The 24831-nt window shown below is 44.1% G+C and carries 19 protein-coding genes; 4 read left to right on the top strand and 15 right to left on the bottom strand.

The genetic code is table 11. From position 1 onward, the window contains the following. Nucleotides 1-24: 24 nt before the first annotated feature. The 7 genes from ABXT59_RS03220 to ABXT59_RS03190 form a co-directional block, all read right to left on the bottom strand. On the bottom strand, nucleotides 25-2178 hold the full coding sequence (locus ABXT59_RS03220) for a tetratricopeptide repeat protein (protein WP_443637653.1): 2154 nt from the start codon (nucleotides 2176-2178) through the stop codon (nucleotides 25-27). A 118-nt stretch (nucleotides 2179-2296) separates the two neighbouring features. Further along, nucleotides 2297-4573, bottom strand: a complete 2277-nt coding sequence (locus tag ABXT59_RS03215) for a tetratricopeptide repeat protein (protein ID WP_443637651.1) — start codon at nucleotides 4571-4573, stop codon at nucleotides 2297-2299. A 129-nt stretch (nucleotides 4574-4702) separates the two neighbouring features. Beyond that, entirely contained in the window at nucleotides 4703-5833 is a 1131-nt protein-coding gene (locus ABXT59_RS03210) for a GDP-mannose 4,6-dehydratase (protein ID WP_443637650.1), read from the bottom strand. A 131-nt stretch (nucleotides 5834-5964) separates the two neighbouring features. Continuing rightward, on the bottom strand, nucleotides 5965-8586 hold the full coding sequence (locus tag ABXT59_RS03205) for a tetratricopeptide repeat protein (RefSeq protein ID WP_443637649.1): 2622 nt from the start codon (nucleotides 8584-8586) through the stop codon (nucleotides 5965-5967). Between the two features lie 279 nt (nucleotides 8587-8865). After that, on the bottom strand, nucleotides 8866-9549 hold the full coding sequence (locus tag ABXT59_RS03200) for a flagellar basal body L-ring protein FlgH (RefSeq protein ID WP_443637648.1): 684 nt from the start codon (nucleotides 9547-9549) through the stop codon (nucleotides 8866-8868). Nucleotides 9550-9592: 43 nt separating this feature from the next. After that, entirely contained in the window at nucleotides 9593-10378 is a 786-nt protein-coding gene (flgG, locus tag ABXT59_RS03195; RefSeq protein WP_443637647.1) for a flagellar basal-body rod protein FlgG, read from the bottom strand. 20 nt (nucleotides 10379-10398) lie between these two features. Further along, nucleotides 10399-11139: a flagellar basal body rod protein FlgF gene (locus tag ABXT59_RS03190; RefSeq protein WP_443637646.1), complete on the bottom strand. Its 741-nt coding sequence runs from the start codon at nucleotides 11137-11139 to the stop codon at nucleotides 10399-10401. A gap of 212 nt (nucleotides 11140-11351) precedes the next feature. On the opposite strand from ABXT59_RS03190, the gene ABXT59_RS03185 reads away from it, so the two are divergent. The 4 genes from ABXT59_RS03185 (at nucleotide 11352) to ABXT59_RS03170 (ending at nucleotide 16017) form a co-directional block, all read left to right on the top strand. Continuing rightward, on the top strand, nucleotides 11352-12776 hold the full coding sequence (locus ABXT59_RS03185; protein ID WP_443637645.1) for a coniferyl aldehyde dehydrogenase: 1425 nt from the start codon (nucleotides 11352-11354) through the stop codon (nucleotides 12774-12776). Nucleotides 12777-12806: 30 nt separating this feature from the next. Further along, nucleotides 12807-14123: an NAD(P)/FAD-dependent oxidoreductase gene (locus tag ABXT59_RS03180; RefSeq protein WP_443637643.1), complete on the top strand. Its 1317-nt coding sequence runs from the start codon at nucleotides 12807-12809 to the stop codon at nucleotides 14121-14123. 109 nt (nucleotides 14124-14232) lie between these two features. Then, nucleotides 14233-15378 carry a 2-trimethylaminoethylphosphonate dioxygenase gene (gene tmpA / locus ABXT59_RS03175; RefSeq protein ID WP_443637641.1) on the top strand — a complete coding sequence of 382 codons (1146 nt, stop codon included), beginning with the start codon at nucleotides 14233-14235 and terminating at the stop codon, nucleotides 15376-15378. Between the two features lie 45 nt (nucleotides 15379-15423). Further along, nucleotides 15424-16017: an HD domain-containing protein gene (locus ABXT59_RS03170; protein WP_443637640.1), complete on the top strand. Its 594-nt coding sequence runs from the start codon at nucleotides 15424-15426 to the stop codon at nucleotides 16015-16017. Between the two features lie 87 nt (nucleotides 16018-16104). Here ABXT59_RS03170 and ABXT59_RS03165 read toward each other — a convergent pair whose 3' ends face one another. The 8 genes from ABXT59_RS03165 to ABXT59_RS03130 all read right to left on the bottom strand — a co-directional run bounded on the left by ABXT59_RS03165 (nucleotide 16105) and on the right by ABXT59_RS03130 (nucleotide 24746). Next, nucleotides 16105-17991 carry a propionyl-CoA synthetase gene (locus ABXT59_RS03165; protein WP_443637639.1) on the bottom strand — a complete coding sequence of 629 codons (1887 nt, stop codon included), beginning with the start codon at nucleotides 17989-17991 and terminating at the stop codon, nucleotides 16105-16107. 164 nt (nucleotides 17992-18155) lie between these two features. Then, complete coding sequence (locus ABXT59_RS03160; protein WP_443637638.1) at nucleotides 18156-19658, bottom strand: cryptochrome/photolyase family protein; 1503 nt, start codon at nucleotides 19656-19658, stop codon at nucleotides 18156-18158. Nucleotides 19659-20046: 388 nt separating this feature from the next. Next, nucleotides 20047-21591: a glutamate synthase-related protein gene (locus ABXT59_RS03155; protein WP_443637637.1), complete on the bottom strand. Its 1545-nt coding sequence runs from the start codon at nucleotides 21589-21591 to the stop codon at nucleotides 20047-20049. 90 nt (nucleotides 21592-21681) lie between these two features. Then, nucleotides 21682-22659 (bottom strand): glutathione S-transferase family protein, encoded by a 978-nt coding sequence (locus ABXT59_RS03150; protein WP_443637636.1) that lies wholly within the window; start codon nucleotides 22657-22659, stop codon nucleotides 21682-21684. A 9-nt stretch (nucleotides 22660-22668) separates the two neighbouring features. Then, on the bottom strand, nucleotides 22669-23532 hold the full coding sequence (locus ABXT59_RS03145; RefSeq protein WP_443637635.1) for a pirin family protein: 864 nt from the start codon (nucleotides 23530-23532) through the stop codon (nucleotides 22669-22671). Nucleotides 23533-23560: 28 nt separating this feature from the next. Then, the gene (locus ABXT59_RS03140; RefSeq protein WP_443637633.1) at nucleotides 23561-23956 is read right to left on the bottom strand and encodes a DoxX family protein; all 396 of its coding nucleotides are present in this window, start codon (nucleotides 23954-23956) and stop codon (nucleotides 23561-23563) included. Between the two features lie 253 nt (nucleotides 23957-24209). Continuing rightward, nucleotides 24210-24542, bottom strand: a complete 333-nt coding sequence (locus ABXT59_RS03135) for a hypothetical protein (RefSeq protein WP_443637631.1) — start codon at nucleotides 24540-24542, stop codon at nucleotides 24210-24212. Nucleotides 24543-24599: 57 nt separating this feature from the next. Next, entirely contained in the window at nucleotides 24600-24746 is a 147-nt protein-coding gene (locus ABXT59_RS03130; RefSeq protein ID WP_443637630.1) for a hypothetical protein, read from the bottom strand. Nucleotides 24747-24831 lie beyond the last annotated feature (85 nt).

Below are 24831 nucleotides of genomic sequence, written 5' to 3'. Positions count from 1 at the left end.
TAAAAAAAACAGATAACTAATTGCTTAAATAATGTGTTGCCAATTTGGCACAACATCAAATGCTAACACTATTCGATCTTCTTGAGACTCAAATGGAATCGTGTAGTGAAGTAAAGATGCAGGGAAAAGACACAGACTCCCAGTAACCACATCAATAATTTTTTCTTGATTTGTGCTCTTAGCTGGTAGTTGATCTTGCTCTATACAAACAACAAGGTTCCCACTATTAATTTTTGCTTTTGGAGGGACGTTTATATAAATACTTCCGCTGATCCAGCCACTTTCATGCATATGGGGCTGCAAATTTCCTCCACTTTTCATACTTACAAGCCAACCCTTAATACTGTAGTCGGTTGGCCAACCTGTTATAAGCCCCTCTGTGCTATGTTTAAAATCAACTTTATACTTTTCAATTTCTAGACGTATGATTTTTTGTATGTCTTCTGTTAAATCATGCTGTAGGCTAAACAAATCACCAGTTGTTTGATTGCCGTTGGTCAAAAGCCCCTGATTTTTAAATGGAATCCTATTCTCATTTAAGATTATTTTTGCTGTCTTGATGAAAATTTTGTCAAAATCATATTGATCACTTAAGTCATTTTTTGAGATGTAATTCAATGGATTTTTGCAAAATAGGTTCGGTTTTTCTATTCCATATCTCAGTTCAGCGCGGCAACCAAGTGAGCCAATTATTGGATGAATTTCATGCCGATTTATAAGATCATCCAATTGGTCATAGAAAAGTGATTTTTTATCCTGAATATAAAGGCATTTTAATACGTAATATTTACTTTTTTCAAAATCGCTGAACTTAAAATGTTCAACAGCTTTTTTATATTGATTATCTGCAAATAGTAAAAGTCCCAGATTGTAATGTGTTTCAGCATAATCAGGTTTAATCTTAAGAGCCTGTTCGTAGCTTTCTATAGCAGCCTCCACGTCACCCTGATCCTGCAGGATAGTGGCCATATTATTATAGGCCTCAGCATACTCAGGATTAATTTTTAGTGCCTGATTATAGTTATCAATAGCAGCGTCTAAATCACCTTTTCTACTCAGAGCAATGCCTATATTGTAAAAGGCGTCAGCAAGTTCAGGCTTAATCTTAAGCGCCTGTCTGTAGTTGTCAATGGAGGCATCTAAGCTTCCTTTTCCCATCAGGGCATTGCCCATATTAATATAGGCGTCAGCATAGTCTGGTTTAATCTTGATAGCTCGTTTATGACTGTTTATAGCATCCTCTGAGTCACCCTTATCCTGTAGGGCATTCCCCATATTGCTATAGGCCTCAGCATAATCAGGCTCAATCTTTACAGCCTTTTTATAGCTACTTATGGCCGCCTCCAGATCACCCTTATCGTTCAGGGCATTGCCCATATTGTAATAGACTTGAGCATAGTCAGGCTTGATCTTTATGGCTTTTTGATAGCTGTCTATTGCGGCCTCTAGGTCACCCTTTTCTTGAAGGGCGATACCCTTATTGAAGTATGCGTCCACATAGTCAGGCTTAATCTTTAAAGCCTGCTGGTAGCTATCTATTGCGGCCTCTAAATCACCGTTACCCTGCAGGGCAAGACCCATATTATTATAGGCATCAGCATAGTCAGGTTTGATCTTTAAAGCCTTATTGTAACTGCCTATCGCAGCCTCCAGGTCCCCCTTATTCTTTAAGGCAACACCCATATTATTATAAGCATCAGCATAATCCGGTTTAATCTTCAGAGCCTGTTTGTAACTACCTATAGCAGCATCAAGTTGGCCCAACCCTGCATTAGCCGCGCCTTGAACATTATACACAGTCAATGAGTCAGGAAACTGCAACAACAATTGCTTGGCACTGTCCAAAGCCTGTTGGAGCTGCCCTTGCTGAAAGAGGTTGATCAAACGCTGTTGTTGGTCTTGTGGTGGCTCTTTAACCTTTGATGCTTTACCAATAAGTCCAACCACTAGCGATTTGATCCCATCAAGCGCTCGCTTGTTCTTTGGAAATCTACCAAGAATATCATTATAAATGAGCTTGGCGTCCTTAGGAGACCCTGCTTTGGCTTTCTTCTTTGCAAGTCTTATCGCTTGATCAAGCTTTAAACTGTCTAGGACATTAGGCCTCACTGGGTTTTGACCATCAGTGGAGGGGGTAGCTTTTTTCTGTACTTTATTTAGCTCGTTGAGTCTTTTCATTCTTAAGCCTAAACCACTTTGTATAATATTTTTTGTCACTCAATAAAGGGAGACGAAAAAGTTTCTATATAAAAAATGTTATAAGCCAAAGTATATCTTGGCTTAATAGTTTGATCATCTAATTTTTTGGGTGAACGTCAAACGCCAATACTATACGGTTTTCTTTTTCTTCAAATGGAAGTGTGTAGTGATGGAGTGAAGATGGAAAAAGGCATAGACTACCAGTCACTACATCGATAATACTTTGTTGGTTTTTCTCCACTCCTAGGACATGTTCTTGATCACTAATACACAAAACAAGGTTGCCACAATCAGTCTTTGATTTTGGCGGCACGTTTATGTAGATACTGCCCGTTATCCAGCCATTATCATGCATATGAGGGGCTAATTTCCCACCACTTTGCATGCTTACAACCCAGCCCTTAATTTCGTAGGAAGTTGGCCAATTCTTTATAAAACCCTCTTCACTGTTTTTAAATTGAATCCGGTATTTTTCAATTTCAGTGTGAATAATGTTTTCAATTTCTGTTTTAGGTACCTTCCCCTGAGCAAAAATATTGCCTGCAGTTTGGATCCCGTTAGTTAAATGCCCTTGCGCCTTATAGGACACGGAATTGTCAGTTAAGACATCTTTCACAGTCTCAATGAAAATTTTCCCGAAGTCATAAAGTTCATTTAAGTCAGTCTTTACAACATATTTTAAGGGATCATTACAAAACGGGTTTGATTTTTTTGTTCCATATTTAGACTCTGAGCAAAAAGCTAACGAACCCATAACGGCATTGATTTCACCTTGACATACTAAAAGATCAAATTTTTCATAGAAAATAACTTCTTCATCTTGAAGATACGAGCATCGAATAGCATAAAGTTTACCTTGATAGGTATCGGATAGACCAAATTGCTCCTCGGCTAAATTGTATTTTCTACTCTCAAATAAAAGCACTCCCAAGTTATGGTGGGCTTTAGCAAAGTCAGGTTTCAACGCGATCGCTTGTGTATAGCTTGCTTCAGCTTCATCTAATCTGCCTAGTTCTTGCAGCGTAGCGCCCAAGTTATTATGGGCTTCAGTGTAATCGGGCTTCAACACTACCGCTTGTGTGTAGCTTGCTTCAGCCTCATCTAATCTGCCCAGCTCTTGGAGCGTGGCGCCAAAGTTATTATGGGCTTCGGCATAATCCGGTTTGAACGCTATCGCTTGCTTATAGCTTGCTTTAGCCTCTTCTAATCTTCCTAGTTTTTTGAGCATGGAGCCCAAGTTGCTGTAGGCTTCGGCATAATCTGGTTTGAACGCTATCGCTTGTGTATAGCTTACTTCAGCCTCATCTAATCTGCCCAGTTCTTGGAGCGTGATACCCAAGTTGTAGTGGGCATCGGACAAGTCAGGTTTCAACGCTATCGATTGTGTATAGCTTGCTTCAGCTTCGTCTAATCTTCCCAGTTCTTTGAGCACGGTTCCCAAGTTGTTGTGGGCTCCAGCATAGTCAGGTTTCAACGCTATCGCTTGTGTATAGCTTGCTTCAGCTTCGTCTAATCTTCCCAGTTCTTTGAGTGTGATACCCAAGTTGTAGTGGGCTTCAGCATCTTGTGGCACTAATTGCACAGATTTTTGCATAGAAGTTAGTGAGTCAATAATTCTGCCTGTTTGTTTGAGTACAGCACCAAGCACTTTCCAGCCAAATTGATGCGCGGGAAATTGTTGAGTGAGGGAAATCGCAAGCGTTTCAGCTTCACTAAATCGTCTATTTTGATAGTGCTCTAAAAGACTGCCGAGTAGTTCTTGAGGTGGCTCTTGAACCTTTGACACTTTACCAATAAACCCACCCGATAGTGACTTAATCCCATCAAGAGCTCGCTTGTTCTTTGGAAATCTAGCAAGAATATCATTATAAATGTGCTTGACGTCATCAGGAGACCCTTCTTTGGCTTTCTTCTTTGCAAGTCTTATCGCTTGATCAAGCTTTAAGCTGTCTAAGACATTAGGCCTCACTTGGTTCTGACCATCAATGTGGGGGTCAGCTTTTACCTGTGCTTCATTTAGCTCGTTGAGTCTTTGTTCCCGCTGCTCAAAAGCTTCACCGCTAGCTCCCTTGCCCTTAGCTTGATCAAGCACAGTTTGGGCGTCCACTATTTGGTCTAATTGAATCAACGCATCAATATAGCTCAACCAGTATTGACCTATGCCAGGATTAGCTTCTAAGGCTGTTTTAAAGAATAACAATGCCTCTTGGATCTTATCAGCACCAACCGCCAACACTCCCATATTATGATTAACGTCAGGGTGCTTGGGTTGGTCCTGAAGCATGGCTGTATAAAGGCGGTCTGCTTCTTGAATCTGACCCGCTCTATGGGCTTCAACAGCCTTGTGCAAGGTTTCGTTTAATGTCAGTTCCATAATCAGTCCATGATGTGTGTATTAGTAATAAGAATATTATTACCATACATCTGTTTGATTAGTTTTTTCAGCGCCAAACTTAAACACACACTCCAGCGCAGATCAATATTGGCTAAGTTACATAGGGGCTTAGTATTCCGCATATGATTTTTCTTCTACAAGTTCTGATCCAAACATATCATTTATTTTTCTTTTGATACGTGAACGTTGATCATTGGTGATATAAACACTGCGAGCGAGTTGGATAAACTCATCATCAAAAGCATGTTTCCTTTTTTTATCTCTGATTTTGTCTCCAACACAACCCTCTATCATCGTGTACACTGTATCTTTTAAGGTAGACTTTGACTGCCATCCCAATACTGCCTTTGCTTTATCAGCATTACCACAACTTTGGTTAATATCACTTGGCCGCATTAATGATAAGTCAACCTTTACGTGCTCATGCCAATCTAAATCTAGACAGGAAAAAGCCTCCACCACAAACTCTTTAAGGGAATGAGACTTTCCTGTAGCGATTACAAAGTCATCCGCATTTTCTTGCTGCAGCATGCGCCACATTGCATCTACATACTCTGGAGCCCAGCCCCAGTCTCTGTGTATTTCTATATTTCCCAGCAAAAGGGTTTCGCCACTACCATTTTTAATTCGTTTGGCTGCCTGTATAATTTTTTGTGTGACAAACCGCTCTGGTCTTAGCGCAGACTCATGGTTAAATAGTATTCCAGAACACGCAAACAAACCGTAGGCTTCACGATAACTCGCGACAGCCCAAAACGCAGCGGCTTTAGCAACAGCATAAGGGCTTTTGGGCTTAAAGGCGGTTGTTTCGTTAGCAGACACCCCTGCGGTATTACCAAAACACTCACTCGATCCGGCATTATAGAATCGAGCGTTAAGCTTTAAAAACCGCAGTCCCTCAAGCAAGTTCAAGGTCCCAGTATTGATACTGTCAAAAGTTTCGATTGGCTGCTCAAAAGACAAGCCTACAGAAGTTTGGCCAGCCAAATTATATATTTCATCTGGCTCAACATCAGACAGCACCTGAAGCACACTCCGAAAATCATTAAGGGCCATTGAATAAAGCACAACATCATCAACGATACCTAGACGATTCAAATTGGTTAAGCTATTAGTAGAAGAATCTCTTGAAGTACCAACCACTTTGTAATCTTTAGACAGCAGAAGCCTTGCAAGGTATGCTCCATCCTGCCCAGAAATTCCACAAATTAGCGCTGTTTTTCGTTTACTAGATTTCATTAGCCCACCTTTTTTGTTCGGTTTTTGAAAGTTCACTTTGGTTGCGAGTTTTAGCTTTGTTCCTTTAAAGTAAGTCTCGCTAACAAGTGTTTGGCTTCTGTTGCATATTTGGTAATCCTCTTTAATAGATGTTAAATACCAGTCAATTTAACTGCAACTTGTTTTGTAAAGAATGAGATTGCTATCACTTCATAACTATATTTGTTGATAGAACAGAATTCGTTTAATGCTTTAAATTCGTCTTGTTCCCAATTTTCGTTCATTAGGAGTTCATCAAAGATAAAAATAGTATCTTTATCCATTACTGGTTTTGAAAAATTTAAAGCACAAATAGTTGAGGAGTATAAATCTGCATCAAAATTTATTACTGATGCCATAGGCCGACTTTCAGAAAAAAAGACTGGCAAAGTATCTTCAAATTTACCTACAATAAACTCTCCCCCTTTTATTTTAGGCACATTTCCATCACTCGTATAAGCACCAGCCTTTCGGGCAACACTACCATTTTCGCTATGCCAATCCTCTGGCAAACCTGTGAACGTGTCAAACCCATAGCCTTTTTTAAAAACCTTAAGAAGATATTTAAAGGATGACGCCCTCCACACACCAAATTCATAAAACGGTTTTGAAATTATGCTTTGTTTAACTACGGAATCAAAAAAGTGCCCCTTATCAAAGTGTAGCTCAGGAAGATTAGGTAGGCTAAAAGCCCAAGAAAATGAACGCATAAAGGGGTGTTTTTTGAACTTAGATTGCATCAAACCATCAAAACTATTTCTGTCTCCTTGATAGAATCTTAATGCAGCCTTCATTAATTGTGCTTCCAAATGGTTTGCATCTGCAATCAAACATTTATCAATCCAATATTCGGCTCCTCCAATAGTCTTTTCAACACCATGTAGGTTCCAAAAAGCTTCACCAAAGTCAGGTTTCAACACTATCGCTTGCGCATAGCTAGCTTTAGCCTCATCTAATCTACCCAGTTCTTGCAGTGTGACACCCAAGTTATTATGGGCTTTGGCATCGTCAGGTTTCAACGATATCGCTCGCGTGTAGTTTGCTTCGGCCTCGTCTAATCTTCCTAGTTCTTTAAGGATGCCACCCATATTATTATAGGCATCAGCAAAGTCAGGCTTGATCTGTATGGCCTGTTTGTAACTGTCTATAGCGGCCTCTAGGTCACCCTTATCAAACAAGACAGCACCCATATTGTTAAAAGCCTCAGCATAGTCAGGCTTGATCTTTACCGCCTGTTTGTAACTGTCTATAGCGGTCTCTAGGTCACCCTTATTCTTCAGGGAAACGCCCATATTGTTATAGGCCTCAGCGTAGTCAGGCTTAATCTTGATGGCCTGTTTGTAGCCGTCTATAGCATCCTCTAGGTTACCCTTATTGTTCAGGGCAACACCCATATTGTTAAAAGCCTCAGCATAGTCAGGCTTGGTTTTTACCGCCTGTTTGTAACTGTCTATAGCGGACTCTTGATCACCCTTATCGTTCAGGACAATACCCATATTGTAATAGGCTTCAGCATAATCAGGCTTAATCTTTATGGCCTGCTTCAAGCTACCCAGAGCGGCATCTAGATCATCCGTATTCTGCAGGGCATTACCCATATTATAATAGGCTGCAGCATAATCAGGCTTAATCTTGATAGCCTTTTTGTAGCTGTCTATTGCGGACTCTAGATCACCCTTATCTTTCAGGGCATTACCCATATTATAATAGGCCTCAGCAAAGTCAGGCCTAATCTTTACGGCCTGATTGTAACTGTCTATTGCGGCCCCTAAATCAACCTTATCCTGCAGGGCATTACCCATATTGTTATAGGCATCAGAATAGTCAGACTTGATCTTCAGAGCCGTTTTGAAGCTATTTATAGCGGCCTCCACATCACCCTTATCCTTTAGGGCAACACCCATATTATTATAGGCATCAGCATAGTCAGGCTTTATTTTCAAAGCTTTTTGGTAGCTATCGATGGCAGCCTCAAGGTCACCCTTATCCTGCAGTGCATTACCCATATTGTTATAGGCATCAGAATAGTCAGGCTTGATCTTTAGAGCCTTTTTAAAGCTATCTATAGCGGCCTCCACATCACCCTTATCACTCAGGGCATTACCCATATTAAGATAGGCATCGGCATAGTCAGGCTTAATCTTTAGAGCCTGTTTGTAACTGCCTATTGCAGCCTCCAGGTCACCCTTATCCTTTAAGGCAGAACCCATGTTGTAGTGGGCGTCCGCATAATTAGGCTTGATCTTCAGAGCTTGTTTGTAATTATCAATGGAAGCATCAAACTGCCCCAACGCTGCATTAGCGACGCCTTGAATATTATACAGTGTCAATGAGTTAGGAAACTGCAGAAGCAATTGCTTGGAGCTGTCCAAAGCCTGTTGGAGCTGACCTTGCTGACAGAGGTTGATCAAACGCTGTTGTTGGTCTTGTGGTGGCTCTTTAACCTTTGACACTTTACCAGTAAACCCACCCGATAGTGACTTAATCCCATCAAGAGCCCGCTTGTTCCTTGGAAATCTAGCAAGAATATCATTATAAATGCGCTTGGCGTCCTCTAGAGACCCTGCTTTGGCTTTCTTCTTTGCAAGTCTTATCGCTTGATCAAGCTTTAAGCTGTCTAAGACATTAGGCCTCACTGAGTTCTGACCATCAATCTGGGGGGCAGCTTCTTGAATCTTGCCAGCTTTATAAGTTTCAATAGACTTATCTATGGTTTCTTCTAATGACAGTTCCATGGGTTATTCCAAGATTTAATTACTGGTATAGGGCTATTTGTAAGGCTTTAAAATCTATTAATTCGCTAAGCATGGCATCAGAGTTGATCGTTTAACTCATTTTAAATCTTGACTTGATACCAGCGAACTTACATCTAAATCAAGGTAATTCTAGCCCTTTTAGTTATACAATCAGGGCCAGAATAACAAGGTGAAACTTCAGCCAAATAAAGCTGCTGCTCTAGTATTACTTTAAATCACGCGATAGAGCAAAGGAGATCTTCCAGATGCATTTAAGCATTAGAAAGGCCAGATCTTATAGAACAATTTGGTGCCCCAACCTGCTTTGGTCGCGTCCACATAATCGCCGTCACCACTGTAGCTAATTTCTGCATTGGCGATGCGCTTGGACAGCACGGTGTTATCAGGCTGCACATCTTCTGAGCGAATCATGCCCGAAATCTGGATGTATTCATTACCGTCGTTCAAGGCGATCATCTTTTCACCACGAATGATCAAGTTACCGTTGGTGAGCGCCCGCACCACGGTGGCTGATATATCGCCACCCAGGGTATTAGACTGTTTCACTTCGCCACTGCCGGTGTTATCGATATTACTGCTAGCCAATGCAGTAGCCAGGGTTGCATCGCCCAGTCCTATCCCAGCCACTGCAGTATTGTTGGATTTTCGTGAGGTGACATTACTCGCACTTTTTTGCGACAAGGTTTTTTCGCGCAATATAATGGTAATAATGTCACCCACCCGATAGGCCTTGCGGTCACCAAATAAACCATCATTGATACCCCCAGAATAAATTGACCCATCGGCCACTGCTTTTTCAATGATGGCTGCGGGTAACACCGGCGAGAAGTCACTGGTTTTAACCGGCATGGCCTTGCTGCCGCAGGCACTAACGAATACACAGGTCAGAACGAGCGTGCCTATTTTAGATGCCTGCTTGTATGTCGATGTTAATTTAGCCATGAGTATCACCTGTTTTTAATTACGTGGGTTTAATCACTTATGTTTAAAGGTTGTTGTTAATGAAACGCAACATGCCGTCTGCTGCCGATATGGCTTTAGAGTTCACTTCATAAGCGCGCTGGGTTTCAATCATGTTGACCATGGATTCCACCACGTTCACGTTGGAAGCTTCCAACGAACCTTGAATCAGGGAACCTGCACCATCTTGTGAAGGAGTAAGTACCTGGGCCTCGCCACTGGCGGCCGTTTGCACATACACGTTACCACCCATGGCTTGCAGGCCAGCTGGGTTAATAAAGTTCGCCACCTGAATGTTACCTACGGTTTGGGATTCGGTTTGGTCAAATGTTTGTACACTCACGGTGCCATCTTTACCAATGGTAATAGTGCGGGCATTAGTGGGTATTGTAACGGCTGGCTGTAATAGGTTGCCACTCGCGGTGACTAGCTGGCCCACATTATTAAGTTTTAACGAACCGTCTCGCGTATAGCCAATGGTGCCATCTTGGCGTAGGGTTTGTAAAAAACCATCACCGTCAAGTGCAAGGTCAAGGGCGTTATCCGTTTGAATCATGTTACCTTGGCTATGAATTTTCTCGGTGGCCACTACACGAGTACCTGTACCTAATACTAAACCGGTCGGTGAATTCGCGCCTTGGCCCACTTGTGCGCCGGGTTGGCGAATAGTCTGATAGAGTAAATCTTCAAACACGGCACGGTCTTTCTTGAAACCAGTGGTGTTTACGTTAGCCAGGTTGTTGGCCACTACAGTCATACGGCGCTGTTGAGCATCCAAGCCTGTTTTAGCAACCCATAATGAGGAATCCATAAGAATCTCCTATTTATTTCTTAGTTTAAGCGCATGAGAGAGGCGCTAGCAGCGTCCACTTCACGGGCATTTTTAATCATGTTGACAGCCATTTCGTATTGGCGAGACAGGGTAATCATCCTCACCATTGAATCCACGACGGTCACGTTACTGCCTTCCAATGCATTGGGTGTAACTGTCACCTCGGCACTCGCTGGCAACACGCCTTCTTTTAGCTGGTAAAGGGCATCCTCTCGGATGAGCATCTCTTGACCTTGGGTGTCGACCAATTTAAGTCGCCCCACGTTTACTTCTGCGGTTTCACCCTGGGGGATCATATTCACTGAGCCGTCTCGAGCAATCGATATATTACTACCTGCGGGAATGGTAATAGGGCCATTGTCGCCTACCACTAGATGTCCAGTACCCGTAACCAGTTGATTATTGGCTGACACCGATAAGTCACCCCGACGGGTGTAAAGATCCTGCCCCTCTGGGCCTTGCACAGTAAGGGCGCCTGCATGGTTAACATAAACATCTAACTTCCGGCCACTCACCATTAAAGCTCCTGGGTTCATGTCTACCACGTTGGTCGCATTGGACACGGGCATGGCTCGCGTATTAAAAGTACCGGGTATATGCACGTCTAGGGATTTAGTTTGTTCACTGTAAGACTTCTTAAAACCAGGGGTGACCACGTTGGCAATCTCGTGCGCATTGTTGGCTTGTTTAGTCTGTACGCTCTTCATGCTGTTAAGCATGGTAAATATCATCTTATCCATTTTGGCCTCAGTAATTATTGCCTTGTGTCCATACTTAAGCACAGACTGTGCCAAAAACATTAAAATTTTGTTTTATAAGGGTTTTTTAAACGACTCGAGTTTAAACGGCAAACCTTTGCCGCGGCATATTGACCCAGCTATTGCATCCACAAGAGGCTTAGCCTTATGCTTCTTAAACGAAGCAACCGAATTCACAGGAGATCTCCTAGGCCATGGACCAAACTGCCAACCAAGCCCCTGTGCCTGCGCAAGACTTAAACCAAGTGCTAAAGGCACAAACTGAGGCCTATTTAGAGCACGGCATCCCCTCCCTAGAGCAAAGGTTGGCAAACTTAAACAAGCTCTTAAACATCCTCAAAACCAATCAGTCTGCCATAACAGAGGCCATTTCGAAGGACTTTGGTCATCGCCCATTCCAAGAAACACTGCTAGCAGAACTGTATTTGTGCATTGACGGTATTAAGTATGCTCGCAAACGTTTAAAGCAATGGATGCGGCCCCAAAAACGTGTGGTGTCCCTATGGCTATTGGGGGCTCAAAACACCGTAATCCCCCAACCTCTGGGTGTGGTGGGTATTATTGTGCCATGGAATTACCCATTATTTTTGTGTGTCAGCCCCCTCGTTGGCGCCCTGGCTGCAGGCAATCGCTGCATGATTAAAATGGCGGCTAATTCAAGCCACCTCAGTGAGTTATTACAACGCTTATTTGCCAAACACTTTGCAGCCAACATGCTCACCATTGTGGAGGGTGCTAAAGGCTCAAACTTTGCTGCCCTAGCCTTTGACCATTTGGTGTTTACCGGTTCTAGCCATACTGGCCGCCAAGTAATGCGTGCTGCCGCCGACAACCTGACTCCAGTAACTTTAGAGCTGGGTGGTAAATCGCCAACAATTATTGCACCCGATTACTCAATAGCCAAAGCGGCAAAACGACTGTTGTTTTCAAAGTACCTTAACGCTGGGCAAACCTGCGTGGCACCAGACTATTTATTTGTGCCCGCGGGTCAAGTCGAAGAGTTTGTCGCGGTAGCTAAAACCATTGTCAGTGCCCGTTATCCAGATATCGAACACCAAGACTACACCTCTATCATTAATGACAGGGCCTACATGCGCCTTAAAAGTATTCTTGCGGATGCCTTGGAGCAAGGTGCAATAGCAACAACATTGGTGCCCAGTAGCGTGGCTAATGATGTCACTAGAAAATTCCCTCCCACACTATTAACCGGTGTTACAGGGACCATGAGAGTGCTGCAGGAAGAAATATTTGGTCCCATATTACCGATTATGACGTATCAACATATCGACCAAGTGTTAGACTATATCAATAGCCAAGACCGACCCTTGGCGTTGTACTTATTCAGTGATGATAAAACCCTGCAGACAAAAGTCATCAATAAAACTCGGTCTGGTGGGGTATGCCTTAATGACACCACCATTCATGTCGGCCAACACGACATGCCGTTTGGCGGCGTCGGTGAAAGTGGCATGGGGCAATACCATGGCGAAGAGGGCTTTATGGCCATGAGTAAGCTACGCCCCATTTTTAGGCAAGCGCACACGTCGGCCTTATCGCTAATGTACCCGCCTTATGGTAAAACCTTCGACACCATTATTAAGCTCATGCTTAGATTATAAGTCACCATTGAAAAACAAAGATGATCTAATATGCCCATAACTCTCCAAAGCCTCTGGCAGGCCAGCACTAATAACCCCTTTACCGGCCAAGCTCTGGCACATCATGCGCACGCAGACGTAGCCATTATTGGGGGCGGCTATGGTGGCTTGTCAGCGGCCTTGGAGTTAGCTAAAAGCGGCCTTGATGTGCACTTGCTTGAAGCCCAAACCATTGGCTTTGGTGGTTCTGGGCGTAATGTGGGTTTGGTGAATGCCGGTTTATGGACCCCACCCGACGACATTGAAGCTACACTAGGACAAGCCGCAGGACAAAAACTGAACCAAGCCTTCGCCTGTGCACCTGATATGGTGTTTGATTTAATCCAAAAATACCAGATCGATTGCAACCCAGTGCGACATGGCACCCTTCACTGTGCCACCAACAAAAGCGGTCTGAAAGATCTTAACCGACGTTTTTTACAGCAGCAAAAGCGCCAAGCCCCTGTGGAATTATTAAGCGCATCGGCCACAATGCAGCGCACAGGCTCTAGTGAGTTTTTAGGGGCTTTATTTGATGCCCGTGCTGGCACTATCCAGCCCTTAAGTTATGCCTTTGGTTTAGCCCACGCAGCAGTGAAAGCCGGCGCGAGCATAAACACTCAGTCGGCTGTGCTTGATTATCGTTACCAAGACAAGCAATGGCACATCTTCACTGCACAAGGCCGCGTTAGTGCCAATCAATTAATTGTGGCAACTAATGCTTATGGCACCCAAAACGATGCCCAGCGTAGCTCTAGGGATGCTCAAAGTCAGGCTCCACAAAGCCAAACAAAAGGTTATTTTACACCCATCGGTTACTGCCAATTTGCCACTGCACCGTTAACTCTGAAACAGCAAGAGGAGATTCTACCTCACAAAGAAGGCTGCTGGGACACGGCCCATGCTATGTCTTCTTTCAGACTCGATCACAAGGGCCGTTTAATTATTGGTGGTGTGGGTTCTTTAGAGCATAGAGGATCTAGCACTCACATGCATTGGGCCCAGCGCAAACTCAAGGCCTTATTTCCAGAGCTGAAAGCCTATGAATTTGACTATATGTGGAGTGGCCAAATTGCCATGACTGCTGACAAACTGCCTAAGATGTGTGCCATGGGTCCTCAAGCCATTAGTTTATATGGATACAGTGGCCGCGGCATTGGCCCCGCTACTACCTTGGGTTGTGCTGCAGCAAAATGGGCCATGGGTTTAGATGAAATCCACTTACCTCTTGCTATTAGTGACCCTACAATGGACTGCCACTGGCGCTTAAAATCAGCCTATTACAATACCGGGGCGTTGCTGGCTCATTGGTTTGAGAGCCGTCTTTAGGGCCCACATAGGTAGTTATTAGGCATGCTTTTATAATGTTAGTGAAAGACCAACATGAAGCTAACATTTGACCTAAACTAAGTTGACACAAATCTATTATGGAGCTGACATGAACAAGGTAACTTTAGAGTCAGATGGCCAAATCATTCGCTTAACAGTGGCTGATCACACTAGCCGCTTTCACGCCATTTGGCTCAGGGACAATGCGTTAGATCCAGCCACACGCAGCGCTAGTAATGGCCAGCGACTGATTACCTTACAAGACATTGATGCTAAGATTTTTGTCAGTCATACCCAAGTCACACAAGATGTCTTAACAGTGACTTTTATGCCCGAAAACAAAACCGTCGATTTCCCTCTTAATTGGCTTTTAAGTCATGCGTATGACAAACCCATTGAGACCACCAAAGGGTGGCATAAACCCAACCAAACCCTGTGGGACAGTCGTTTAATGGCCAGCTTACCCGAGGCTGAGTTTGATGCTGCGGTTACCTCGCCACAGACTTTAAAGGTGTGGCTTAAGCAGATAGCACAGTTTGGTTTTGCCAAACTCAATGCAGGTCCGGTGCATGCGGGTGCTTTAACTCGGGTAGTTGACCTGTTTGGCCATTTACGCGAGACCAACTATGGCCGCATATTTGAGGTGCGCGTTGAAGAAAAGCCCACTAATCTTGCCTATACTGGCTTAGCTTTACAGGCCCACACAGATAACCCTTACCGCGACCCTGTGCCCACCATTCAAGTGCTTTATTGCTTAGAAAGCTCTGTACCTGGTGGCGACAATGTCTTAGTGGATGGTTTTAATGCGGCCACCCAATTGCGTCAAGTAGACCCTCATGGTTTTAATTTGCTCAGCACCTATTGTGCGCATTTTGAATATGCTGGCGAACACGACGTTTGCTTACAGGCAAGACGCCCCATGATCGAGTTGTCTGCTGATGGGCAATTACAGGGCATTCGCTTCAATAATCGTTCTGCAGCACCTTTTACCGATATTCCTTTTGAGCACATGCAAGACTACTATGCCGCCTATCGCCACTTTGCTGAAATTATTGACAACCCAGCCTCTGAAGTTGGCTTTCGACTCAATGCTGGTGATTGTTTTGTGCTGGATAACACCCGTGTGTTGCATGCTCGTAAGGCATTTTCTGGCGCTGGCACGCGCTGGCTGCAAGGCTGTTATGCCGACATGGATGGCCTGCTTTCTCGCTTATCTGTGCTTACTAACAACCATAAAGATGCCCTTTTGGGTTAGAAGTCGAGTTAAGAGCGAAGTAGGCCCTGAGATAGGAGTAAAATCATGCAAAATCACGTTAAGAATTTAACCCCAAGCAACATTGTGGCTCACTTAGGCCACATATTTCACCACAGTGGCAGGCAAGCTTATCTGGGTGAGCCCGTGACTATGGCACAACATATGCTCCAAGGGGCGTCTCTGGCAGAGCATCAAGGGCACTCTAATATCGTGATTGCTGCGGCTTTATTGCACGATATAGGTCATTTCACCAGTGACTTTGGTACTTTTTCAATGGACGACTCCCATGATCGCCAGCATGAGGTTTATGGCGCCAAAGTATTAGCACCATTTTTTCCAGAATCTGTGACCCAATGTGTGCGCCATCATGTGTCGGCCAAGCGTTACTTATGTGCGACCCGATCAGAGTATTTTTCAAAGCTAAGCGCCGCCTCAGTGCACTCATTAAAGCTTCAAGGTGGGCCCATGACTGCCCTAGAAGTGTCGCAGTTTGAGACCAACCCCTACCTGCAATCGATTATCAAGGTACGTTTGGTGGATGATGGAGGTAAAGTGGCTAACCTTAAAACCCGCAGCTTTAGCGACTTTAAGCAGCTACTGCAGAACTTAGTGGATGAACATTGCACTAATCCCCTTTAATGACTAGTGCCTGTTAATACCTGCTAGCGACTCCTAATAGCTGCTAGACACTCCTAACAACCACCAGTAACTTCTAATCCCTGCTAGTTAATGCTGGTCACTGTTAGTGACCAGTTTTTTGATTTCATCCAGACTGGCTGGATCATCAATGGTGGCTGGCACCACAAAAGTTTCACCATTAGCAATGTGACGGATGATGTTACGTAAAATTTTACCTGATCTGGTTTTTGGCAAGCGCGCCACTATGTGAGCACTTTTTAACACCGCAATAGGACCTATGGTTTTACGCAACATGGTTACAATTTCTTTACTTAGCTGAGCTTCATCAATGCTTGCGCCCACTTTAAGTAATACTAAAGCCATGGGTAATTGGCCTTTTAGATCATCTTGCACCCCTATTACGGCGCACTCGGCGACCATCTCATGAGCACCTACGACCTCTTCCATTTCACCCGTAGACAACCTGTGGCCGGCAATATTAATAACGTCATCCGTACGCCCCATAATAAACACATAGTCATCCTCGTCACGATAACCACCGTCGCCCGAAGTGTAATAGCCTGGAAATTGTGCCAAATAAGAGTCATGCACACGAGTGTCATCCCCCCAAATGCCAATTAAACATCCAGGTGGCAGGGGTAACTTGAGGGCAATATTACCTTTTTCGTTAGCTCCTAAAGGCACACCTGCATCCGACAAAATACGTAAGTCGTAACCTGCAATAGCCACAGTGGACGAACCTGCTTTGGCAGGCAAATCATCCAAACCCACGGGATTGGCACAAATAGACCAGCCCGTCTCTGTTTGCCACCAATGGTCGACCACTGGCCTTCCTATAATGTCTAAGGCCCAATTATAGGTGGGTGGGTCTAGTCTTTCACCCGCCATAAATACTGTTTCTAAACTACTAATGTCATACTTTTTAAGTAATTCACCCTTAGGATCTTCTTTTTTAATGGCTCGAAAAGCAGTCGGTGCTGAGAAAATAGCTTTGACTTTATATTCCTCGATCACACGCCAAAATGCGCCCGCGTCTGGCGTCATGACTGGCTTACCTTCATAAAGAATACTGGTACACCCTGCCAACAATGGCGCATAAACAATATAGGAGTGCCCTACTACCCATCCCACATCTGACGCTGCCCAAAAGACATCGCCAGCCGACATATTGTAAATCGCACTCATACTATAATGAAGAGCCACCGCATGGCCCCCATTGTCCCGCACGATACCTTTGGGCTTGCCCGTGGTGCCTGAGGTGTAAAGAATATAGAGAGGGTCTGTTGCTTTCACAGTGACTGCTTCGGCGGGTTCAGCCTGGGCCATCAACTGCAGCCAGTCATGATCACGCCCTGCTTGGAGGGATGCCTCTAATTGTGGTCGTTGTAATATCACCACACTTTGCACTTGATGCTGGGCTAACTGCAAAGCCTCATCTAACAATGGTTTGTAGGCAATGACCTTGGCCACTTCAATGCCACAAGACGCACTAATAACGGCCGTTGGTTTTGCGTCATCAATGCGCACAGCCAATTCAACTGCAGCAAAGCCCCCAAATACCACAGAGTGCACAGCACCAATACGAGCACAGGCTAACATGGCAATCGCAGCTTCCATCACCATTGGCATATAGATCACCACGCGGTCACCTTTAGCCACACCTTGCTGTCTTAGCGCACCGGCAAACAGAGCCACTTCGTGTAATAATTGAGCGTAAGTATGCCTAGATTGCAGACCGGTAACGGGTGAATCGTAATAAATAGCCACTTGATCGCCCCGACCGTTCGCCACATGATGATCAAGGGCCATATAGCAGGTATTCATTTCACCGTCACTAAACCAACGCCCAGTGGGCCATGTGCCCGTATCTACCCCCTGAGTGGGGGTTTTAAACCAAGGTAGACGCTGCGCCTGCTGTTGCCAAAATAATGCAGGTTGCGTGAGTGCCTGTTGGTAGGTTGTGGCATAGCTCATAGACTTTTACTCGATCAGGGCAGCAAATAAGCCACCATACTAACCGACATGAGCTCAATTGAAACTACGACTTTGGAGTAACACCAGGGTTTGGGTCGCCTTGATGCAAATGACTAAAAACCTCAACTCTATGCCCACTTTGTTTATTAAAGGGCACACTTTGTTTATTGAGGGGCACAATGGGTGGCAATAAAGTCCTCTGCACAAGCAAATATTAATTCCTTACGTTCAGGTTTCATATTTTCAAGGGTTTTACGCATAAACGATAAACGTGGGTTATTTTTTAATACCCCCATATGACGGCTAACAAAACGCCAATATAGGCCATCAACCGTATCACACCACTCACCTTTTTTATAATCACTCATTTTAAGAATGTAATTAGACCCACAAATGTAAGGCTTAGTCGCAAAGATGCCACCATCTGCAAAGGTTCCCATACCAAATACATTAGGCGTCATGACCCACTCTGAAGAATCCACATACATTTCCATAAACCATCGATAGACCTGTGCTGGGTGCACCTCACACAAGGTCATAAGGTTAGCGATCACCATGAGTCGATTGATGTGGTGAGTGTAGCCAAACTTCTGGGAAAAACCGATGGCATCGTCCAAGGGTGGAATACCTGTATCACCAGAATACCAGCTACTTTTTAATGCGCCAGAGAAATTAAAAAAGTTACTCTCTAGTTGGGTTGCACCATGGTGCTGATAAACCCCTCTAATAAATTCACGCCAGCCAATAATCTGTCGTAAAAAACCCTCCACAGAGTTCAACGGCACATGGTTTGCTTCAGTGTAAGCCAACACTTTATTAATAATGTCATAAGGGGTAATTAAGCCCATGTTTAAAGAGGGGCTAATGGCGCTGTGAAACATAAAGGTATCATTTTGCAAAATAGCATCTTCGTAAATACCAAAGTTTTCAAATTTCAGGCTTAGAAAGTGGTCAATATGTGCCAGGGCATCTGGTCGAGTCAGAGGCATCCAAACGTCATTCATCTGACCTGGGTGGCTAGAAAACTTGAGTGCTATGGTGGTTTTTAATGGTTCAATGTAAACACTCTGCTGGGGCTCATACTGCTCTGGTAGAGACAAACCCTTAGGAATTTTCTTACGGTTATCTTCATCGAAAGACCACTTACCACCCAAGGGTTTTTGTTCTTCATCCATGAGTAGATTGAGTTTTTTACGCACCTCTTTATAAAAATTACCCATGCGCAACACTTTTGTTTTCCCAGTAAAGGATAAAAACTCTTGCCGATCTAAAATAAACATGGGCGAGAGTAATACTGTGAGCGTTAGGTTTTGCTGGGCAGCAAAGGTTTGTATTCTCGCTTCAAAGTCTTTGTCTTCAATTTCAAAAATGGTCAGTGAGGTAACATCGCGTTCTAAAATACACTTAGCTAACTTTTCTTCATAGGCTTGATCAAACGAGGGGTGATCAATATCAACATAATCAACTTTGAAATTATGAGTTAGCAACTCATCCCGTTTTTCACGCATCGCCGCTAAAAACATTAAGATCTTTAACTTATGGTGTTTCTCATAGGTGCAAAGGCCCAAGTCTTCTGCCATAAATATAAAATCAGTGGCGGCTGTTTGCATGTTTTCTATGGGAAATAGTTGATTACCAAGCACTAAAAGCAAGCTATTATTGGGCATATTTAATCTGAACCTTTACTCGTGAGATGTTGGATTATGGGGTTTTAAGATGCATCAATAATTGGGAGGTAAGAAGGCATCAACCCAAGCTCATATGAACTATTCAATTTCCGCCCTAGTCTACGCCTTAGCCTGCCAAATTCAATATAAGTCTGCAACATAAATAGCACACTAATCGCACACTAATAGCACACTGATTAAATACATAAGGCACACACATAACTTAAACGTGACTTACACATGACTTAAACATAACTTAAACATAGTACCAGCCAACAACACGCCCCATTAACCCACGGTAAGTAAGTGATCGCTTACCCTACAGGATCATTAACAAAACACAAATCATCCAAAAACCCCTATCCATGTTGCACTTGGGGTGAGTAGTTTAACGCGATGGCGGCATCATTCCTGAGTAGTTTATGCCACTCAATAACGCCATATCACGATGCCATGTTGCTAAATCCTCTTGGGTAAATTTTCTTAAGGCATCATGCCCGCAGGCGCGAGCCATCACCTGCATTAAAAGGGTTGAAGATTCAAAAAATTTCTTCAGTTGAACAGAAGATTTTTCTACATTTAATCGCTGCCGTAAATCTGCTTTTTGAGTAGCAATACCAGCGGGGCAATTATTAGTATTACAAATTCTTGCAGCCACACATCCGATCGACTGCATCGCACTATTGGAGATCGCCACACCATCTGCTCCTAAAGCCATGGCCTTAACAAAATCCATCGGTACTCGCAAACCACCAGTAATGATCAAGGTGACTTCGCCGCTTGCGCCCTGCTCATTTAAATACTTGCGGGCCCTTGCCAATGCGGGAATCGTAGGCACACTGATATGGTCCCTAAACATCTCAGGTGCAGCCCCTGTGCCACCGCCACGTCCATCAAGAATGATATAGTCAGCGCTGGCATCCAGAGCAAATTGAATGTCTTTTTCGATGTGGTTAGCACTGAGTTTAAAGCCAATGGGAATACCACCCGTAATAGAGCGTACCCGATCAGCAAATTTTCTGAAGTCTTTAGGCGAATGTAAATCTTTAAAAGTGGGAGGCGAGATAGCCGCCTCACCCGCTGCAATACCCCGCACTTGCGCAATTTTACCAATATTTTTATTACCAGGAAGATGGCCTCCAGTACCCGTTTTTGCGCCTTGGCCACCTTTGAAATGAAAGGCCTGAACGTTTTTTAACTTAGCTTCATCGTACCCAAATTGGGCACTAGCAAGTTCATAAAAATAGCGCGAGTTGGCTTGTTGCTCTGCAGGTAACATGCCCCCTTCACCAGAACAAATGCCCGTACCAGCTAACTCAGCACCTATTGATAAGGACAACTTCGCTTCTTCTGATAATGCACCAAAACTCATATCTGAGACAAATAATGGGATCTTTAAGATGAGTGGCTTTTTAGCCCTTGGCCCAATCACTAGTTCACTGCTGACTGCCACATCTTCAAACAAAGGTTTACGTGCCATCTGTGCTGTCATAATCTGAATATCATCCCAGTGAGGCAACTCGTGACGGGGCACCCCCATAGATGCCATGGGCCCGTGATGGCCCATCTTAGATAAACCGTCCCTCGCAAGTTGGTGAATAAACTCCACAGTAGGCTCTTCTTTTGTGGCACTAACGAGGGGAATTTTAGAGGCGTCAACTCCCAAACCAGGGCCTTCTTTACCTATTGAACTTTCGTCAAATTGTTTATGACTGCCATCACAAAATGGTAAATTTGAAGAATGTTTGCACTGACACAAATACGCATCGCCTGCCTCCTCTGCTACTACCTGCTGCGGTTTAAAGTCAGTACCGACATGGGAGCCATCACAAAAGGGTTGCTGACTCGATCGTCCACAGGTACAAAAGGCATAGGCCTCACCTTTGGCAAGGGTGACTTTAACGGGTTTATTATTAGCGACTACAGGTTTCATTTATTATTTCTCTATCTGGCTCATGTGCATGAGGCGCAAAAAAAAGACTGCTAAAGCAATCTTTAAAGGGGTATTAACACCAATCTTTGACTAAATCGACGCTCGATCGTGTGGTTGCATAAAATCAATCACTGGACCTACGGGTATAATTGAGGTGGGGTTAATGGTTTCGTGGCTGCCATAGTAATGTGCTTTACAGTGCTCCACATGCACCGTTTGAGCGACACCTGGCACTTGATATAAGTCCTTTAAATAACCCCACAAATTTGGGTAATCTACGATGCGACGCAGGTTGCATTTAAAATGTCCCACATAAACAGCATCAAAGCGCACCAAGGTGGTAAATAGACGCCAGTCTGCTTCAGTAATGGTGTTGCCCGTTAAATAACGTTGCTTGGCTAACCGAGATTCAAGGGTATCTAGGCCATTAAACACATCAGTGACCGCATCGTTATAGGCGGTTTGGGTGGTAGCAAATCCAGCTCGGTAAACCCCATTATTGATGTTGGGGTAGATAAAATCATTCAATTTGTCAATTTCTGTGAGCAACTCAGGAGGACAGAAGTCTCCAGCAATTGCACCCACGTCATCAAAGGCTGAATTAAACATACGGATGATCTCAGGTGACTCATTACTGACAATAGTATGAGTGTGTTTGTCCCATATGACAGGAACCGTCACCCGACCTGTATAATCTGGCATCGCCGCCGTATAAACTTGATGCATTCTAGTGGCTTGGTTGACTGGATCTTCAATGACCCCGTCCCCGGGTTCAAAGGTCCACCCCTCATCACCCATAAAGGCATTTACCACTGACATCGAAATCATTTGGTCTAAGCCTTTTAACTGCCGATAGATCAGGGTGCGGTGGGCCCAAGGGCAAGCTAGAGATACATACAAGTGGTAACGGTTAGGCTCTGCTTTAAAGCCCCCAGTGCCCGAAGGCCCAGCACTGCCGTCTGCAGTAACCCAATTACGAAAACTGGGGGCTTTGCGTTCAAAACGTCCGCCTGTGGCTTTGGTGTCATACCAATCGCTATGCCACTCTCCATTAACAAGTAATCCCATTATTAACTCCTAAAACCTATTGTTTCTAAAATCATCATAAGCCTGCATTACTTCAGCTTTTGTGTTCATAACAAATGGCCCACCTCGGGCCACACTTTCGTTAATCGGGGTGGCCGCCACTAATAAAACGCGCGCCCCTTGGGGGGCTGCGACCATGCTGACATGGTCCCCATCTTCTAGAATACCTAGCTGTTTAGTAGGCAAAAGACTGGCCTTACCTCCCACTAACACATGACCTTCAATCACATAGATAAAGGCCGTATCACCTGATTTAATTTGTTGATTAAACTCACTACCTGGCGCCAAAGTAATGTCCATAAAGGTGGGAGTAATGTCATGACGTTGCACTGGCCCAATACTACCCAAATCGGTAATGCCAGCCACAACCCTTAATTGGCTGCCATCTTGGCGCTTTTCGACAGTCACGTCCTGAGCTATAAATTCTTGATATTTTGGCTCACACATTTTGTCTTTGCTGGGTAAGTTCACCCACAACTGAAAGCCTGCCAGCAGGCCACTGTCCTGCTCTGGCATTTCTGAATGCACAATGCCTTTGCCTGCTGTCATCCATTGCACGCCATGGGCTTCGATCACCCCTTCATTGCCAATACTATCTTTATGACGCATGCGCCCAGCGAGCATATACGTGACTGTTTCAAAGCCTCGATGGGGGTGATTTGGAAATCCACCAATATAATCCAGTGGTTGATCACTACCAAAGGCATCGAGCAAGAGGAATGGATCCAGCATGTTTAACTGTGGGGTACCAATAATACGAGTCATTTTAACCCCGTCCCCATCTGAGGCTGGCATACCTGAAGTGCTAAGTTGCAGTTCTCTCGATGCTACGTGGGTATGATTGAATGCAGTCATTAAGGATCTCTCTCTGGCTCAAATTTAATTACGCTGGAGCAGATTTTACACGATTGTCTAAGGCGTATGCACCTGGCCCATGGGCAACTAACAATAAAAATCCTCCAGCAATGGTGACATTTTTCATAAACGAGCTCATTTCTGCCTGGTTACTAAAATCATTGTGGAACATCACCGCCGACACTACGCAAAAGCCTGCTAAAGCAACACTAGCAATTTTCGTTTGCCAGCCAAGGATGATAGCCAACCCTCCCAGTACCTCAAGAGCAATCGCAAGGGGCAGTAGAGCACCTGGCACCCCCATGGCTTCCATATAGCCCTGAGTGCCCGCATAATTGCCAATTTTGCTAAGGCCAGACATGAAAAACATCATGGCAAGAAATAAGCGCCCTGTGGGGGCGGCGAAAGTATTTAAGGTATTCATAGTAATTCTCCATTTTTAAAATTTTTTTGTGAGTTATTAAGTCCATTGATTGTGACTTGTATCGCCATTTTGTACGGACCGTTTTAGGGTTATCAACATCTGCGAGTTTGACTCTATAAAGAAAAATACCAGCTCATTGTTCGTACAAAGTGAACTTCAGCTGTGGGTGAGTGACAGTCCATGTATAATCCATGTTTAGGTACTAATGGGTAATTAGTGTATTTATCACTTTACTATCCCAGCCAACTTAAGCTTAACTTCTGCTGTCATACATAAGTGTCGGCAATGGCGGCTGCGGTGTGTTCACATCCATTCCATGGACTTCCTTTGCAAAAGCAGCAAACTCAGGCGGAAGAGCCGCTATGATTTTGCCCCAACTGGCGGCAGGATCATTACCTTCAATGGTCAAGATAACAAAGTCTCCATGGGGTGTTTCTTGCAGGAATGAACGCTCATGCACTCCAGAACCTTCACGAATTGCATCCACTTCTGGTTTCGCATTTGTTGAATTAATTTCATTCATCATTGCCAGCCACATTGGTTTTTTACCCGCTAAGATGGGCATACACATTGCTAATAAAGCCATTCTAATTCTTCCTTCTACTGTTTAGTTTTAAGGCACAGGATTAATAGATACTGTCCTTTACTTTGAATTTTCGAATGTTGCTTCTTTTTCTTTGTCAGTTTTGGCTTCATATTCCACAGGTGTCAGGGCATGCCAACCAATACAATCTCCAGTTGGCGATCTGCCGCATCCACATGTGCCATTTTCATTTCTTACATTAGTCATAATTTGTCCTTGTTCTCTTATTAAAAAGCATTACGTTAAAGGGAAGCGTTAGCAAGAACTGTGAGGGGTTACAATTAGTTCTAGC

The organism is Candidatus Njordibacter sp. Uisw_058 (genome assembly GCF_047730065.1).
In the GTDB taxonomy this organism is placed as follows: domain Bacteria; phylum Pseudomonadota; class Gammaproteobacteria; order Pseudomonadales; family Balneatricaceae; genus Njordibacter.
This window is presented reverse-complemented; position numbering and strand designations above follow the sequence as displayed.

What these genes read in the sequence shown, in the direction of transcription:
- ABXT59_RS03220 (WP_443637653.1), bottom strand. Translation starts at nt 2,178, where the DNA reads ATGAAAAGACTCAACGAGCTAAATAAAGTACAGAAAAAAGCTACCCCC.
- ABXT59_RS03215 (WP_443637651.1), bottom strand. Translation starts at nt 4,573, where the DNA reads ATGGAACTGACATTAAACGAAACCTTGCACAAGGCTGTTGAAGCCCAT.
- ABXT59_RS03210 (WP_443637650.1), bottom strand. Translation starts at nt 5,833, where the DNA reads ATGAAATCTAGTAAACGAAAAACAGCGCTAATTTGTGGAATTTCTGGG.
- ABXT59_RS03205 (WP_443637649.1), bottom strand. Translation starts at nt 8,586, where the DNA reads ATGGAACTGTCATTAGAAGAAACCATAGATAAGTCTATTGAAACTTAT.
- ABXT59_RS03200 (WP_443637648.1), bottom strand. Translation starts at nt 9,549, where the DNA reads ATGGCTAAATTAACATCGACATACAAGCAGGCATCTAAAATAGGCACG.
- flgG (WP_443637647.1), bottom strand. Translation starts at nt 10,378, where the DNA reads ATGGATTCCTCATTATGGGTTGCTAAAACAGGCTTGGATGCTCAACAG.
- ABXT59_RS03190 (WP_443637646.1), bottom strand. Translation starts at nt 11,139, where the DNA reads ATGGATAAGATGATATTTACCATGCTTAACAGCATGAAGAGCGTACAG.
- ABXT59_RS03185 (WP_443637645.1), top strand. Translation starts at nt 11,352, where the DNA reads ATGGACCAAACTGCCAACCAAGCCCCTGTGCCTGCGCAAGACTTAAAC.
- ABXT59_RS03180 (WP_443637643.1), top strand. Translation starts at nt 12,807, where the DNA reads ATGCCCATAACTCTCCAAAGCCTCTGGCAGGCCAGCACTAATAACCCC.
- tmpA (WP_443637641.1), top strand. Translation starts at nt 14,233, where the DNA reads ATGAACAAGGTAACTTTAGAGTCAGATGGCCAAATCATTCGCTTAACA.
- ABXT59_RS03170 (WP_443637640.1), top strand. Translation starts at nt 15,424, where the DNA reads ATGCAAAATCACGTTAAGAATTTAACCCCAAGCAACATTGTGGCTCAC.
- ABXT59_RS03165 (WP_443637639.1), bottom strand. Translation starts at nt 17,991, where the DNA reads ATGAGCTATGCCACAACCTACCAACAGGCACTCACGCAACCTGCATTA.
- ABXT59_RS03160 (WP_443637638.1), bottom strand. Translation starts at nt 19,658, where the DNA reads ATGCCCAATAATAGCTTGCTTTTAGTGCTTGGTAATCAACTATTTCCC.
- ABXT59_RS03155 (WP_443637637.1), bottom strand. Translation starts at nt 21,591, where the DNA reads ATGAAACCTGTAGTCGCTAATAATAAACCCGTTAAAGTCACCCTTGCC.
- ABXT59_RS03150 (WP_443637636.1), bottom strand. Translation starts at nt 22,659, where the DNA reads ATGGGATTACTTGTTAATGGAGAGTGGCATAGCGATTGGTATGACACC.
- ABXT59_RS03145 (WP_443637635.1), bottom strand. Translation starts at nt 23,532, where the DNA reads ATGACTGCATTCAATCATACCCACGTAGCATCGAGAGAACTGCAACTT.
- ABXT59_RS03140 (WP_443637633.1), bottom strand. Translation starts at nt 23,956, where the DNA reads ATGAATACCTTAAATACTTTCGCCGCCCCCACAGGGCGCTTATTTCTT.
- ABXT59_RS03135 (WP_443637631.1), bottom strand. Translation starts at nt 24,542, where the DNA reads ATGGCTTTATTAGCAATGTGTATGCCCATCTTAGCGGGTAAAAAACCA.
- ABXT59_RS03130 (WP_443637630.1), bottom strand. Translation starts at nt 24,746, where the DNA reads ATGACTAATGTAAGAAATGAAAATGGCACATGTGGATGCGGCAGATCG.